Annotated in this window: 15 protein-coding genes; 2 read left to right on the forward strand and 13 right to left on the reverse strand. The window is 35.4% G+C overall.

Annotated features, from left to right (window positions below; translation table 11 throughout):
• Positions 1-16: 16 nt before the first annotated feature.
• The 6 genes from MKY30_RS18540 to MKY30_RS24200 form a co-directional block, all read right to left on the reverse strand.
• Positions 17-292, reverse strand: a complete 276-nt coding sequence (locus tag MKY30_RS18540) for an acylphosphatase (protein WP_147207739.1) — start codon at positions 290-292, stop codon at positions 17-19.
• Between the two features lie 874 nt (positions 293-1,166).
• Complete coding sequence (xerS, locus tag MKY30_RS18545; RefSeq protein WP_156985343.1) at positions 1,167-2,252, reverse strand: tyrosine recombinase XerS; 1,086 nt, start codon at positions 2,250-2,252, stop codon at positions 1,167-1,169.
• Between the two features lie 233 nt (positions 2,253-2,485).
• Positions 2,486-3,244: a methyltransferase domain-containing protein gene (locus MKY30_RS18550; protein ID WP_341085041.1), complete on the reverse strand. Its 759-nt coding sequence runs from the start codon at positions 3,242-3,244 to the stop codon at positions 2,486-2,488.
• A 272-nt stretch (positions 3,245-3,516) separates the two neighbouring features.
• Positions 3,517-3,909 carry a hypothetical protein gene (locus MKY30_RS18555; RefSeq protein WP_147207737.1) on the reverse strand — a complete coding sequence of 131 codons (393 nt, stop codon included), beginning with the start codon at positions 3,907-3,909 and terminating at the stop codon, positions 3,517-3,519.
• A 180-nt stretch (positions 3,910-4,089) separates the two neighbouring features.
• The gene (locus MKY30_RS18560; protein ID WP_341085045.1) at positions 4,090-4,908 is read right to left on the reverse strand and encodes a hypothetical protein; all 819 of its coding nucleotides are present in this window, start codon (positions 4,906-4,908) and stop codon (positions 4,090-4,092) included.
• A gap of 45 nt (positions 4,909-4,953) precedes the next feature.
• Positions 4,954-5,145, reverse strand: a complete 192-nt coding sequence (locus MKY30_RS24200; protein WP_147207735.1) for a PH domain-containing protein — start codon at positions 5,143-5,145, stop codon at positions 4,954-4,956.
• 54 nt (positions 5,146-5,199) lie between these two features.
• Here MKY30_RS24200 and MKY30_RS18565 point away from each other — a divergent pair, with 54 nt between their 5' ends.
• Entirely contained in the window at positions 5,200-5,478 is a 279-nt protein-coding gene (locus MKY30_RS18565; RefSeq protein ID WP_186813507.1) for a hypothetical protein, read from the forward strand.
• Between the two features lie 97 nt (positions 5,479-5,575).
• Here MKY30_RS18565 and MKY30_RS18570 read toward each other — a convergent pair whose 3' ends face one another.
• Entirely contained in the window at positions 5,576-6,394 is an 819-nt protein-coding gene (locus MKY30_RS18570) for a pyruvate, water dikinase regulatory protein (RefSeq protein ID WP_147207733.1), read from the reverse strand.
• An 18-nt stretch (positions 6,395-6,412) separates the two neighbouring features.
• Positions 6,413-7,042, reverse strand: a complete 630-nt coding sequence (locus MKY30_RS18575) for a CBS domain-containing protein (protein ID WP_147207732.1) — start codon at positions 7,040-7,042, stop codon at positions 6,413-6,415.
• A 184-nt stretch (positions 7,043-7,226) separates the two neighbouring features.
• Between MKY30_RS18575 and ppdK the strand changes: the two genes are divergently transcribed.
• On the forward strand, positions 7,227-9,833 hold the full coding sequence (ppdK, locus tag MKY30_RS18580) for a pyruvate, phosphate dikinase (protein ID WP_147207731.1): 2,607 nt from the start codon (positions 7,227-7,229) through the stop codon (positions 9,831-9,833).
• A gap of 128 nt (positions 9,834-9,961) precedes the next feature.
• Here the strand turns inward: ppdK and MKY30_RS18585 are convergent, their stop codons facing one another.
• The 5 genes from MKY30_RS18585 to MKY30_RS18605 all read right to left on the reverse strand — a co-directional run bounded on the left by MKY30_RS18585 (position 9,962) and on the right by MKY30_RS18605 (position 14,847).
• The gene (locus MKY30_RS18585) at positions 9,962-10,123 is read right to left on the reverse strand and encodes a hypothetical protein (protein ID WP_175297063.1); all 162 of its coding nucleotides are present in this window, start codon (positions 10,121-10,123) and stop codon (positions 9,962-9,964) included.
• A 166-nt stretch (positions 10,124-10,289) separates the two neighbouring features.
• The gene (locus MKY30_RS18590; protein WP_147207730.1) at positions 10,290-10,784 is read right to left on the reverse strand and encodes a hypothetical protein; all 495 of its coding nucleotides are present in this window, start codon (positions 10,782-10,784) and stop codon (positions 10,290-10,292) included.
• A gap of 55 nt (positions 10,785-10,839) precedes the next feature.
• Complete coding sequence (locus MKY30_RS18595; protein ID WP_156985336.1) at positions 10,840-11,559, reverse strand: histidine kinase dimerization/phospho-acceptor domain-containing protein; 720 nt, start codon at positions 11,557-11,559, stop codon at positions 10,840-10,842.
• A gap of 512 nt (positions 11,560-12,071) precedes the next feature.
• Positions 12,072-14,087, reverse strand: a complete 2,016-nt coding sequence (locus tag MKY30_RS18600; protein ID WP_341085051.1) for an ABC transporter permease — start codon at positions 14,085-14,087, stop codon at positions 12,072-12,074.
• Positions 14,080-14,847: an ABC transporter ATP-binding protein gene (locus MKY30_RS18605; RefSeq protein ID WP_341085052.1), complete on the reverse strand. Its 768-nt coding sequence runs from the start codon at positions 14,845-14,847 to the stop codon at positions 14,080-14,082. The genes MKY30_RS18600 and MKY30_RS18605 overlap by 8 nt, the downstream gene beginning before the upstream one ends.
• Between the last annotated feature and the right edge of the window lie 50 nt (positions 14,848-14,897).

Consider the following 14,897-nt stretch of genomic DNA (forward strand, 5'->3'; position numbering starts at 1 on the left):
ATCAGGTCTATTTATTTTAATATTTTACATCAAAAGAGGAATACTCAGGATCTCCGGAAAGCTTATTGACATCCATCTCACTTACTTTTGCAAAGCGGGTGGGCCCTTTTTTTATTTCTTCAAGAAAACGGTTAATATTGTTATCTTCTCCATATGCCTCTAAAGAAACAGCGCCGTCATCTTCATTTTTTACCCATCCGGTAATGTTATGACTCATCGCAGCATGCTGTGTGAAGTAGCGGAAGCCGACACCTTGTACACGTCCCTGGACTCTGACAGATACATATTTCATAGATAATCACCTCTTAATAGATATGATAGCATAATTTATTTATCAAATTACAATAAAGTGATGTAATATTCCGGATGAATATTCCGGATGAATATTCCGAAAACTATAAAATGTTAAATAAAGGAAGCTTTATTTAATGAGATTAATAATAAGGAATATTAAAATAGGGGAGATAGATGATTTTTCATCTGTTTTGATAGAAGCAGTAGAATGGTTGAAGTAAACTGGTAAAGAAATGTGGTATATTAAAGACCTGTTATATTTAAATAAGGTTGCTGTCCGAAGGAAATTTGCTAAATCAGGAGTTATTGCTGATATGATAAATTTGGCCAAGCAGCAAGTTAGATTGCAAATGAAGAAATACTTCAGACGGGCACTGTGCAGCTGTTAGAACAAATTTATGTCATTTTTACGAGAATCAGAGGTTTAAACGAATCGGCAAACATTGGCGGATTTATGGTATTGATAACAGGTGAGCTAAATTAAACATAAAAGGAATTAGAGATTCTAATAACGTAAAAACTTTAGTGTTATCTCAATATCCAGAGTATACTTTAATGTGAGACAGTTTATTTTGCAATTTCCCATAATAAATATTATGTAAAGTAGGAAAATTTTAAAAGAAAAGAGGTTGCTCATTACAACCTTTCAATCAACAAAGTATATGCTTTGCTCTATTACATCACTTTTTGCTAATAAATTTTTCAATTCAATTTCGATTAAATTCATCCGTAATTCCTGGATTTCTAGGCATTATTTTATCTCCTTTCATTTGTATTCCTTGTCTTCAATAATACAAACATTTGTTCGTGTGATCAAGTAGAAATCCAGGTGGATTTAAAACTTTAAAGCGAATTATACAGCACTAGGATACTCATTCATCAGTTTTTGGCATATCCATCTTGTCTACAGCATTTTTTAAATCATCATTATTAATATGTGTGTAAATCATCGTCGTTTGTATCGATGAGTGTCCGAGCTGGCGTCTTAATTTCGGTACATCGTTAATCTCACTATGATATCTGGTTGCAAAGGAGTGTCTTAATTTATGAACGGATAATGACGGTTTTCCGAAAGCTTTTGCATATTTTTCGATTAATTTTTCAATAGAACGTGCGGTTAGTCGTCTCGGCGTTCCTTTCGGCCCCATTGCAGCAGCAATGAATAAAGCTTTATTTGCTTTCTCGACATGATAGCGTTCCGACCTGATTTGCAAATACTCGTCCAAATCATCCATCGCTTGCTTACTGAAATAAACATATTGTTCTTTGTTTCCTTTGCGAATAACACGTGCAGTATATTTGCTGTGATCAATATCATCTAAATCCAGATTCACAACCTCTGAAAGCCGTAATCCGGAACCTAAAATAAGCGAGACAATTGCTGTGTCACGTTCACGGTTTAGAAGGTGGAAGTTTACGAGTTTTTTATTATCTTTATAAAGCTCGCCATAGTCATAGGCAATAAATTGGCGAAATCGTTCATATTCATCACCCATTAAGATTTTTCCTTCCATTTTGTTTGCAGTTGTTTCCATACTTTCTTTTATATCGTTGAATTCAAGCTTTGCCATGACATTACGCCTTAAATACGGTTGTAAATCACGTGTTTCGGCAATATTCTGCAGGTAATTGAAAAGCGATTTTAAAGCTGATAATTTACGGTTAATCGTAAGTTCTTTATTATGTAACTCGTATTTAAGAAAGGCCAAAAATCGCTCAGCTTCCTGAACAGTTAGTGATTCAAGTAACTCAAGCGGTAAATCTTTCAGTTCGCCAGAATAATAATTTTCAGTAACGAGCCAATTGAAAAAGATTTTATAATCATGCGCATAATTCAGCAACGAAGCTGCCGATAATTTTCTTTCTTTGTAATTAATAAATTCCTCAACATACCAAGGAAGTTCTTTAAGTAAAGTTTGGAGTTTGTTATATAGTTGCTGCTTTGAATGATTTGTCATTAGATCACCTCATAGATTAATTTTACAAGACTTTAATTAAAATTACAATTTATTACGTCAAATTTATATTTTACGTAATAATATATTTAGATATTATTTCTTTCATATCACTTCTATCTTCTTTTGCTAAATGACTATAAAGTCTAAACCGCCTGCCCCCTTTTATTGTTTTCAAAATGAGATAAACCCGTCTTGAATATTTTTTCAAAACGGGTTTCTTATTTTATAAAAATTTATTTATTATAAGCAACTATTATAAATCGATGCTCATAGTTTAAAATATAACCATTCAACGTTAATTCTTTATAGGCATCCAACAGCTGTTCAAAGTTATCCTTTACATTAAATGCCGAAAATTCCCACTCAATAACTTTTGCATAGTAAATTAAGCCTTTCATATTAAAAAACTTTTGGTAAGGAAAATATTCATCAGCAAACACTATCTCAAAATCACTGTCATTTAGTTCATGCTGGATATTTCTCAAATTTAAGTTTCTATATTTTGGTTGAAAGTCTGGAATAAGCATATTTGATAAACGGTTTCCATTTTCTCCGCCAACCTGTTGAGTAATAAATACACCGTTTGGTTTTAATACTCTTTTTACTTCGTTAACATTAAATGATTCATGTTTATTCAATATAATATCAAAACTATTATCATCATAATCAATGATGTCATCGTCAGCGATCGGAGCCAGATTTATCCCTAAAGGAACTAATTTTCTTTTTAAAAGCTCAATATTAGGCTGCCAGCCTTCTGTTACGGATGTTTTTTCATAAGGATGATTTAGAGACAGAAGAAATTCCCCGCCTCCTGTACCCATATCGAGTAATTCTAAATCTGGAGATAAATATTTGTTTACTGTTCCAGTATAATTCCATGGGAGAGCTTCATTTTCCCAATCGTCCTTTATATAAGAGAAATCCCACCCTTCAAATTTTACTTCTTCATACTTTATCCATTCGTTTTTTAACGTATTTATATTCATCATAACTAACCCTCCACTTTTTAATTTATTATGTGGACGATACAGTTAACTGATAGATGCTTCGGTTAAGCTCGATACAGGCTCCATCAGATTTATTAACTGTATCGAGTAATTAATTCGTTTCATATTAATGAGTCCCTCCTTCTAGTATTCTCCGTTAAAATAATTGTAATTATAAATTTTTCTGATTAATTTAAATATATCAAACTTTTTATTATATTATCAAGCTTAATTGTTAACTTCTTGAAAAAAGCGTGTTTATTTGAAACATACCGCTATTTTTCCTCAGTAACTGGTAATTCTTTTGTTACTCCATAATGATTTCCTGCTTCCATATCAATAAATTGACCGGTCGTCCCATTGAAGTTTTTTTCTTCAATATAGTAACCAAGCTCTTGGACAACCTTGTCATCATTTGAAAATAACAATCGATAATCAGCACCTGGAATATCTATATTAGCGGTTGATGAGGAATTTGCAGATTCCAGTTCTTCTATTAAATCATTTATCAGAGCTTCATCTGTAACAGTACTAACTAATTCGTCATTATCCCAGTTCTGTATTTCAATGGATGTTATATTTTCATTATTAAAAAGTTCATTTTGCTGGCGGCAAGCAACTAAAGAAATCATGGCTATATAAATAAAAAGAATGATTCTTTTACGCATTATTTCATGCCTCCTATTTTCTTCAAAATATCCCCTCTGAATTATTTATTTGGTTTCAAAACTATTCCCTAGTTAGGTAAAATAAAACAATATCACACCTGCACTTTGCAGCATAACGGATAAGTATTTACAAGATAAAAAGAACCATCCCTTTTTCAAAGATAATGGTTCTTATAACTATTATTTGATTTTTCCTTGATATTCCTGTATTTTTTCCGTTACTTCTTGAAAATCTTCTCTTAATAGAAGTGTTTCTTGTTTTATTAACTTCTTCAATTCTCTTTCTTCCTCGTGTTCAAAATACCATTGTGCTTGATGAAAGCTATTGAATAGAAATTCGGATGCCATTAATAAATCATTAAATTGTTTTTCTATTTCTTCGTCATTTGGAACCAAATTTAATCGTAGATATTGCGTTCTTCCATGGATGCTATCATATAAGGATTCAATAGATTCTTTATCTATTTTATTAGGGTTTCCACTCTGATACAGCTCTATTAGCTCGGAGGACTTTTTAAGCGTATCTTCTATGTGTTCATTGATAAGCTGCCAAAATTGATCTTCTACTGGTTCTCGATCTGCATTGTTCAGGTGTTCTGATTCTGTACTCTCCGTTTTCTCATTAATTTTCATAGCGGGAACAACAAATGCTTTCAGAATAGGGGACTCATTTGAATATATTTTGCACAATCCTTCTTTGCAAGATTTAACCTGAACTTCATTTTCCTGTATCAGATCTAAATCGACATTATTTATAATACCTCTAGCTGTATTTTCCGCTACGATATCATCCAATTTATCTTGATTGTCCTTTAAGTAGTATTTCATCCATTCTTGAGCATCTATTTCTGTTAAGAATAATTCTGTTGTAACTTCCTCCAGGTGGTAATAATATCCTTCTTTCAAAGATGTTTCTTCAGATTCTACCTCTTTATCATCTTGAAAAAATGAACAACCTCCCAATATCAATAAAGAAATTAAAATGATCATTTTTTTCAATAAAAGCAGCTCCTTCGTACATTAGTTCTGTAACAGCTTGAAATATCATACTCCTAACGTCCAAAGACATGCATGCAATAAACCTCTTGCCTTGAAGAGAGTAGGTGATAACCAGCTATAATTTGACTTGTTTTTTTTTATTTTAGTTATATTTTCATATCTAATCCTAACAGAAAATGGTCCACCTCGTATATATAAATATTTAGGGGAAAGGACATAATTTAAATGAAAAAGCACCCAATGAGGCCTTCATACTGATTGGTCCAATGATGGTGATGGATTAATGGCAATATGCCTTCCCGAACAGCTATGAACTTCCAAAGCGGATCTTTGCATATTGTTCAGCTTAGTAACTATCAGATATTAACGATGAATATACAGATTATAAAATCAATTGTTGACTGGACTGCAAGAAAATTTCATATCGCGGGTCCTTTTGCATTGGCAATTACGAATCGATTATTAGAATTGGGATGGATAAGGCATGGAAAAGTGCATCGCTCTATTAAAGTAACAGAACTTGGGCATACGGAAGTAACTAAAGAATTTGGCTTTGATCTATTGTCATGATAATATTTTTAAAATCATCTTGCTACGTTTAATTTTTTCAGTCTCCCATAAAAAATCTCTCCATTGTATAAATACATATACAACAGAGAGTATGCTATTATCCCATTATTCTATTTTTATAATGCTCTTCAATCAAATAAGCTGTTTCTTCAATCGATTTATCAGTTACATCAATTGTATACACACCAAATCGTTTAAAAACCTGTTGCGAGTATTCGAGTTCATTATAGATTTTTTCTAAATCAGTATAGCTGGTTGAATGGCTTAAGCCCAAGGAATCTAAACGGTTACTTCTAATTCTTGATAAACTGTCCGGCTGGCAAACTAACCCCACCAACTTCTGCGGCTCTACATTTTCCAAAACTTGCGGTAATGGAACCTCGGGAATCAGCGGTAAATTAGAAACTTTGTATCCTTTATTTGCTAAATACATACTTAAAGGCGTCTTTGAAGTTCGTGATACGCCTAACAAGACGAGATCCGAGTCTACAAACCCCTGCGGATTCTTACCATCATCATATTTCACTGCAAATTCAATAGCTGCTATACGGTTAAAGTATTCCGTATCTAATTTATGAACAGTTCCAGGTTCTTCGATTGGCTCCGAGCCGGTTCTTGCTTGAATCATTTCAAAAAATGGATGCATCAGATCTAAATACAACAGACCGGTGCGCTTGCTGAAATTTCGGGCGGTTTCTGCCAGCTGACGATTAACTAAGGTACTTATTACGATCGCTTTATCCTTTAAAGCATCACCCAAAATTTCCAGTAACTCCTCTTCCCTGTTTACTAAAGGAAAGCGGTAGCTTTTATTAAAATTCAAATCTGGATATTGTGCACTGACGGCTGTTAGCAGTTTTTGTGATGTTTCTCCTAATGAATCAGAAATGGAGTAGACGATGATTTCATTTTTCATAATAAATTGATATCCCCTTTATTTGTTTAATTCTGCATTTCTGGCTTGCTGCGTAATATAATTGAGCAATCGTGACTTCGTAATTTTACCAATCACTTTTTTGTGATTTTCCTCTTCAACGACTGGAAGTGAATCGACTTCAAAATCTTGTAAAATCGTGGCAGCTTCCAATATATTGATGTTTTTTTCACAGACTTTAATATGTGGTATTCGTGTCATACACACCACAACCGGCGTATTATCAATATCGGAATTTAATGATGCCCTCAATAGATCCTTCCTGGATAAAACACCTAACAGCAGTTTTTCTTCATCCACCACATATAAAGAACCTACATCATAAATAAACAAATTGGTGATCGCATCCCGAATGGATGTGTTTTGATTAACTAACAAAGGCGGAATCATAATTTCATCGATTTTTGTATCAAAGGTCTTAAAAAAGAAAAAGGTTTCTAGATCCGAACCTGCATACGTGTAGCCGATTTTTGGTGTGGCTTGTAAAATACCTGCTAATGTCAAAAAAGATAAATCTGAACGTAAAGTGGCTCTGGAAACATCTAATAACTCAGATATTTTTTCACCACTAACTGGTTGGTAGTCTTTTACTAATTGAATGATTTGTTCCTGTCTTTCACTTAATTTCATTACCTGGACCTCCAAAAAAAGAAAGCATTAAAACCATTTTCTTGCTTATTATGAGTTTATTATACATATATTAACGAATTATTCAAATGAATAATCACATAATTCTATATTGACAAACATATTTACGACATATATGATGATTATTAAATAAATGTGACACATATTGATTTATAGGAGGTATATTATGAGAAAGTTAATCTATACGTTTAATGAAGGACGAAGTGAGAACAAGGATCTGTTAGGCGGCAAGGGCGCCAATCTCGCTGAAATGACTCACTTAGGATTACCTGTCCCCCAAGGGTTTACGATTACCACGGAATGTTGTATGAACTATTTAGATGATGCAGCTTTTTTCGAAGAACAGTTAAAAGTAGAAGTTTTGAAAGCGATTCAAAATTTAGAGTCAGAAACGGGTAAATCTTTTACATCCGAGGAAAATATTTTGTTAGTTTCTGTTAGAAGTGGCGCTGCCTTTTCAATGCCTGGCATGATGGACACCATTTTAAATCTTGGCTTAAACGATCTTAGGGTTCAAGCTTTTGCAAAATTGACCAATGTGAACTTTGCCTTCGACTGCTACCGTCGTCTCTTACAAATGTTCGGTGACGTCGTTTACGGAATCCATAAAGAACAATTCAATGTGCTGCTGCATCAAACAGAAAGCCGTTTAAATAAAAAAGTAACTGATTTTAACGAAGCAGAGCATTTGGATGTCATCGAGCTTTACAAGAATTTATTTCTTAAAAATAAAGTAGCCTTTCCACAAGATCCAATGGAGCAATTATTCGAGGCAACGAAGGCTGTTTTCAAATCCTGGAATAATCAACGGGCGAAAGTATACCGTGATCTGCATCATATTCCCCACCATTTAGGGACGGCAGTTAATGTCCAGTCGATGGTCTTTGGTAACAGCGGTGAAGAAAGCGGAACAGGAGTGGTCTTCACTCGTAATCCATCCGTTGGTGAAAATAAATTATTTGGTGAATTCCTAATTAATGCACAAGGAGAAGATGTTGTTGCTGGAATTCGCACACCCGAGCCAATCGAAACCTTACAAGCAATTCTGCCAGAAGCTTATAATGATTTTATTAAATATTCTCATAAGCTGGAACAGCACTATAAAGACATGCAGGATATCGAATTTACAATCGAAAATGGCAAGCTGTATATTTTGCAGACCAGAAACGGAAAGCGCACTGCTAAAGCTACCTTGAAAATCGCTTTGGATTTAGCAGCTGAAGGTTTGATTTCAAAGAAAGAAGCGATTATGCGCGTCTCCCCTGAGGTAATCGATCAACTGATTCATCCGGTCTTCGATACAAAAAAACTAACAACAGCAGAAGCTTTCGCAGCAGGTTTGCCTGCCAGTCCGGGTGCAGCAACAGGATCAATCGTCTTTACAGCTGAGAAAGCAAAAGAATACACTGCTTTAGGAAAAAAAGTGATTCTGGTCCGTCAGGAAACCTCACCAGAAGATATTGAAGGTATGGTAGTCAGTGAAGCAATTGTTACCAGCCGCGGTGGAATGACATCGCATGCAGCAGTTGTTGCCAGAGGGATGGGAACTTGCTGTGTAACTGGCTGTGAAGCATTGACAGTAAATGAAGCCGCTAAAACCGTATTATGTGGTAATCATACATTAACGGAAGGCGATACGATTTCTGTGGATGGCAGTACAGGAAGCTTATATTTAGGGGAAATCCCTACAATTGTTCCTGAAAACGATCAGAGCTTGCAGCAATTACTTACCTGGGCTGACGAATGCGCTGAATTGAAGGTTCGTGCGAACGCTGAGACATTACAAGACTTACAAACGGCGATTGATTTTGGCGCAACAGGAATTGGTTTGGCTCGGACAGAGCATATGTTTTTTGGTGAAGAACGTGTGCTGGAAATGCGTCGTTTGATTCTGGCTAAAGATGAACAGGAAGTTCAGTTTGCTTTAAATAAATTACTAAGCTTCCAGCAGGAAGATTTCTATCAAATGTTAAAAACCGTTCAAGATAAACCAATGGTGATTCGTTTACTTGACCCGCCAATGCATGAATTTTTACCGCATGATACGAATGAAATCAAATCATTAGCTGAACAGCTGAACAGATACCCATCTGCTGTTGAAAAGCAAATCGAAAAATTACAAGAAACCAATCCGATGCTGGGTCATCGCGGCTGCCGCTTAGGAATTACTGAACCGCGCATTTATCAAATGCAGGTCAAAGCAATCTTCAATAGCGCCATTCAATTAGCAAAGGAAGGCTTGACCGTTTGTCCAGAGATTATGGTTCCTTTGATTTCAGAAAAAGAAGAGTTGGACTACATTAAAAACTTTTTAACCGAAACCATCGCGGCTACGTTTAAAGAGCATCAAATAGAGCCTTTCCCTTACGAAATTGGGACTATGATTGAATTACCGCGTGCGTGTATTATTGCTGATCAATTAGCAGAAAATGCCGACTTCTTCAGTTTTGGCACCAACGATTTAACCCAAATGACTTTTGGGTTTTCACGGGATGATATCGGTAAGTTTATCAATATCTATAAAGAAAAACAGATTATGCAGCAAGATCCTTTCCAAGTTCTGGACCAAAGTGGTGTAGGCGAATTGATCAAGCTTGCTGTCAGCAAAGCCAGACAAACGAAAGAAAATATGATGATTGGTATTTGTGGCGAAGTTGGCGGTAATCCTGATTCAATCGCTTTCTTCCAACAAATTGGTATCGATTATGTATCTTGTTCTCCATATCGTATTCCAGCTGCCCGTTTAGCTGTAGCACAAGCAGTATTAGGATAGAAATAAGCCGCCTGTTCTCAAATTTTGAATAGGTAGCTATAATATTTTCTTCAATTTATATAAAGCCATTACTACCTGATTAGCTGATTTTGATCAAGTAGTAATGGCTTTACCATCAGAACTTAGTGTTATCTGCTCTTGTTATTAAAATGGTGGATTCCTCTATTGTTTTCTAATTGATCTTCCACTACTCCACTTTGATAACTTTCATTCAATTGATTTTGTACTGCTTGGACACCTTTGTTATCTTCAAACAATTGATTTTTCTTGTTTTTATTTTTTTTGCTCATTTCTGACACCTCCTTATTTTTTAGTATGCACAAAACAATGTAACAGCCTTGTGATAATTACTACCAAATAATGGTGGTATCGCTTTGGTTTGAGTATACATTTTTTATATGATATAGAAAAGTAAATATCTTCGTAAAAGAATTTACTGTAATTTATTAACTTCCTTTATTCAATCTTTATCTGAATACCTCCTTCCAGTTCGTCCCCTTCCAAACTGAGATATTCCCAGCCTCCTTGTAAATCAATGTTTTCTGTATGCTCTCCCTGGCCTTCAAACAATAATTGCTTCTCTGAATCAGCGGTGTTCCAATATACTTTTGCCTCTCCACTTTCGATGTTAGCGTTATAGGTGATCTGAATCGTCTTTCCTTCCCTTCCATCAAGCGATGCGCCGCCAAACAGATTTTCTCTGCCTGAAAAATGTTGATATACCGCCTCATACGTTCCTGTATAATCATCTTCTCCAAATGCTCTTTCTCCTTCTAATGATTTGTCTTTTGTTAATGAGGGTTCACCAAAAAAGCTGGTAATTTTATCTCCTGCTTTTCGTATAGTTTCACTAAAAAAATTTTCATTATCATTTGAGCTGGAAGAACTGCAGCCAACAAGTAAAATAAAGGTGGCTGTTAAAGCTATCAAGGTTAGTAAATGTTTTTTCATTTGTACTGCTCCTTATTTCTTTGACTTCATTTTAATCTAAAAGAAATCCGCTTATTCAAGTACTACTGTGTTGAAAGCTCTCTTCCTTCATTTCTTTTTCACTTTTACATATTTCAACGATAGTTCCTTTATCTGAAGAAAAAAAATGAGCTTGCAGTTTCATTTTTTGCAACATGTAATTGGATATCAAAAAGCCGATATCTGCTGCGCTATCATAAGAAGAACCTTTCATATCAAGCTCTTTATCCATCACAATTATTCGTTCTTGTTTTACATCCACCTTAATACCAACGTATGTCCCTTTTACCGCATGACGTAATATATTTTGAAATAGATAATTGAACATACGAGTTATCCATTTAGGGTCTACCTTCCAATAAAATGTTTTTTCATCTGGTAAATCTACATCAATATGAAAGCTTTCTTTTTCAAATTGGGGATACCAATTGGCTGCAAAGTTTCTGATTAAACGAACCATATCTGTAGTTGTCGGATGGTATGGATATTTTCCGGATGTAATCATAGTATACGTGAGCAAATCCTCCATCAAGTCAGTAATCTCCAGGATTTGATGGTCGATTTTTTTTAAAGATGCGATACCTTTAACACTCAAGCATTCATTACCCAATTGGAAAACATGCCTGCGCATAATGGTAAGCGGTGTCCGTACATCGTGTGAAAGATTGGCAATAACCTGTCGATTTATGGATTCTTCTGAGTCTTGTTTCCAATTCTTGTGAAAATGATGAGGTTGATGATGTTTTTTTTCGGTCAATATATTCTCCCCCTCCTTCAGCTCTTCCTGCGTCTATTCATGCTCCAACGGCAAATAAAGTAAATCACCAGTAAAACTATTGTTGGGATATTTTGAGCAATGAGCATATAGGCCTTCATGTTTAAGGCAATATCGGAAAAGAAATCTGACTTTAAAAACATATATATGGTATAACTCAGAGACACGATTGGAAAAAGAAGTCCCATTAATCGATTCTTCCTGGTCGATAGAAAAAACTGTATTCCTAAAATTAAAATCCCGCCAACAAAGACAAGTAATAACTCAAATAGACTTAAATGCATAAACAATGACCTCTTTCATATAACTAATTTATCGCAGTGTAACTGGCTATAAGACTCCCGCTTCAAGAAATGAAGGAAACTTTTTATTTCTAAATGGGAAGTCCAACAGCCAGTAACGGCTCGATTCGTTTAAGGGCCTTTAGGTCATGCCCTTGTGGTACTAACCTTCAGTGAGGACTGAAAGAAAACCCCACTGAAGGAAGTTTCACTTTATTGGACAATCTTGTAATAAACACGTGCCGTTATCCGGTAGATAATCACATAAACAATCAGGAAAACTAAAAGAGCAATAAGTATGCTTATTGGGAATAGATTTACCTGATTGATCATGACCAGAATCATTAATTTTCTCATCAGAAGGAAAATGGCCAAAATATGAATTACCGTTACGATGACGGGTAGAAAAAAGACAGTTAAAATCTGAGATTTAATCGCTCTTTTAATTTCCGATTGATTCAATCCGATTTTTTGCAGGATAGAAAAACGCTCTTTATCGTCATAAGCCTCAGAAGTTTGTTTATAATAAATAATCAGTACCGTCATTAATAATAGTAAGACAGCTAAATTCAAAACAATGAACAAAACACCGCTCCTTAGGGCTTGCAAGTCATTTGCTGCTTCTGTTCGGCTATCTACCACAACAATGTCCATATCTTCCTTTTCCATATTCGATCGCAGCTGCTCTCCAAACGCTATTTCCTGCTCCTCACTTACTCCCTGCTCCAATCCAATTTGCGCAGACACGCTCGTGCTTGCAGCATAGTCATCTAATATTTCTTTTTGCTGCTGCTCTATTTGACGAAGGGTTTCTATATCTTCAACGATCATGTAATAGGTATCACTAATTAAACTTGTCGTTTCGCTGTCCAGCGAGAATTCTTTCATATCCTCCATGACATTGGCGGAAAATTGAAAATCCATCAGCGAAAGCGTTTCATTTGTATATTCCTCACCTGTTCCATGGACATATACTTCATTTTCATCAAGCGACAGGTTATCTCCAGTTAACTGATTATAGCTTTCCTGATCAGTCATATATAAATTGATCGGACTCTCATTCGCTAACATGGAATAGGCATCTTTTGTAACTTCGAAGCCATCGCCCGCAGCAAGTGTTACAAAATTTAGATAGGTATAAGAAGATGAACCGGTAACGGTATTGTTGGTTTCAGAAGCTGTTTGATCAATCAGCTTACTTAATTTTGCTTTGATTTCTTCTCCTGTTTCATCTGCATCCTCTGATAACCTTACCTCTGAAATCACATTACCTGAATAGGTTGCATCATCACTTTCAGATACGATATATAAGGAAACCGCGATAGAAAGTAAAAGAATGACACCGACAGATAAGATGGTAATATTCCCAAGACCTACAGCATTCTTTTTCATCCGGTAAAGCATGCCGGAAACAGGGATAAAATGGCTGGTCTGATAATAATAGTTTTTATTATTTTTTAAGATTTTAAGAACAGCAATACTTCCGGTGGTAAATAAGAGATACGTACCGGCAATAATCAATATTGCTGCAAGAAAAGCATAAGGCATACCACTAATGGGAGATTGCAGGGTTAACACAATATAATAACCCCACCCAGTTAATAAAACACCAAGAATCGAAAAGAAGATTTTGGTTTTCGGCTCTTTTTCTCCGACATTTCCGCTTTTTAAAAGCTCTATCGGGTTTGCTAATCGAATTTGAGAGATGTTCCCTAATAAAATCAATAGAAAAATGATGCTAAAGAAGCTTAGTGTCCATATCACCGCTTCGGAAGAAAACTCAGACCCAAGAGCTACATCCGCACCCATCATTTGGCGAATCAATAATACACAAACTTTATTAAGGATGGTGCCTGCAACAAATCCTGCGACCATGCTGCATACAGCAATATATAAGGTTTCGTAAGCAAGCATTTTCATGATATGCTTTTTATCCATGCCTAAGATATTGTATACACCAAATTCCCTTTTTCTATTTTTCATTAAAAAGCTGTTCATATAAAATAGAAAAATCGTTGAAAATATAATTAATACAAAATACCCCATAGAAAGAATTGTTTTTAAGTTCTCTCCGCCCGGAATTTCCGAAAGGCCCGGATTGGTCGATAATGCCTGAATGATATACGTCATCATAATCGTACTGATACAGGAAATGATAAATGGAAAATACATCTTGCCATTTTTACGTATACTGTCTGCCGCCATTTTTAAATAAAAGCCATTATCCATTTCCATCCTCCCCTGCAGCTAAAACAGCAAGTGTATGAGAGACTTTTTGAAACATTTCTTCATTGGATGTATCTCCTTTATACAATTCATGAAATACATTTCCATCTTTAATAAACAATACGCGTTTAGCGTGACTTGCTGCCTTAATACTATGCGTTACCATCAAAATCGTTTGTCCCTCTTTATTAATTTGTCCGAAATGCTCCAGCAATTCATCTGTAGATTTGGAATCCAAAGCGCCAGTCGGCTCATCTGCCAATATTAATTCCGGATCGGCAATCAAAGCTCTGGCAACTGCCGCTCTTTGCTTTTGACCGCCTGATACTTCATACGGGAATTTAGTCAAGATATGCTCGATGCTAAGTTTCTTTGCTATCGGCATTAGTTTCTGCTCCATTTCCTTATGCTTTTTTCCGGATAAAACCAGCGGAACAAAGATATTATCCTGAATCGAGAACGTATCTAAAAGGTTGAAATCCTGAAATACAAATCCGAGGTTATTGCGCCGGAATGCAGAAATTTCTTTTTCAGGTATCTGCACAATGTTTTTCCGGTTCAGCAATACATTTCCGCGTGTCGGTTTATCCAATGCCGCCAGAATATTTAATAACGTCGTCTTACCGGAGCCGGATTCCCCCATAATAGCTATATAATCTCCTGCGTCCACGCTGAAAGAGACATCAGAAAGTGCTTCCACTTGATTTCCTCCAAACCTCGTTGTATAGACCTTTCTTAAATGTTGAACTTGTAAAAGTGTCATGGTACATCTCCTTTCTTCCAACAACTTTCTTGTTGATAGGTAAAGAATAG

The organism is Oceanobacillus sp. FSL W8-0428 (assembly GCF_038004405.1).
Lineage (GTDB): Bacteria > Bacillota > Bacilli > Bacillales > Amphibacillaceae > Oceanobacillus > Oceanobacillus sojae.

What these genes read in the sequence shown, in the direction of transcription:
- MKY30_RS18600 (WP_341085051.1), bottom strand. Translation starts at nt 14,087, where the DNA reads ATGGATAATGGCTTTTATTTAAAAATGGCGGCAGACAGTATACGTAAA.
- MKY30_RS18565 (WP_186813507.1), top strand. Translation starts at nt 5,200, where the DNA reads ATGCCTTCCCGAACAGCTATGAACTTCCAAAGCGGATCTTTGCATATT.
- MKY30_RS18605 (WP_341085052.1), bottom strand. Translation starts at nt 14,847, where the DNA reads ATGACACTTTTACAAGTTCAACATTTAAGAAAGGTCTATACAACGAGG.
- xerS (WP_156985343.1), bottom strand. Translation starts at nt 2,252, where the DNA reads ATGACAAATCATTCAAAGCAGCAACTATATAACAAACTCCAAACTTTA.
- MKY30_RS18570 (WP_147207733.1), bottom strand. Translation starts at nt 6,394, where the DNA reads ATGAAAAATGAAATCATCGTCTACTCCATTTCTGATTCATTAGGAGAA.
- MKY30_RS18550 (WP_341085041.1), bottom strand. Translation starts at nt 3,244, where the DNA reads ATGATGAATATAAATACGTTAAAAAACGAATGGATAAAGTATGAAGAA.
- ppdK (WP_147207731.1), top strand. Translation starts at nt 7,227, where the DNA reads ATGAGAAAGTTAATCTATACGTTTAATGAAGGACGAAGTGAGAACAAG.
- MKY30_RS18575 (WP_147207732.1), bottom strand. Translation starts at nt 7,042, where the DNA reads ATGAAATTAAGTGAAAGACAGGAACAAATCATTCAATTAGTAAAAGAC.
- MKY30_RS18555 (WP_147207737.1), bottom strand. Translation starts at nt 3,909, where the DNA reads ATGCGTAAAAGAATCATTCTTTTTATTTATATAGCCATGATTTCTTTA.
- MKY30_RS18540 (WP_147207739.1), bottom strand. Translation starts at nt 292, where the DNA reads ATGAAATATGTATCTGTCAGAGTCCAGGGACGTGTACAAGGTGTCGGC.
- MKY30_RS18590 (WP_147207730.1), bottom strand. Translation starts at nt 10,784, where the DNA reads ATGAAAAAACATTTACTAACCTTGATAGCTTTAACAGCCACCTTTATT.
- MKY30_RS18585 (WP_175297063.1), bottom strand. Translation starts at nt 10,123, where the DNA reads ATGAGCAAAAAAAATAAAAACAAGAAAAATCAATTGTTTGAAGATAAC.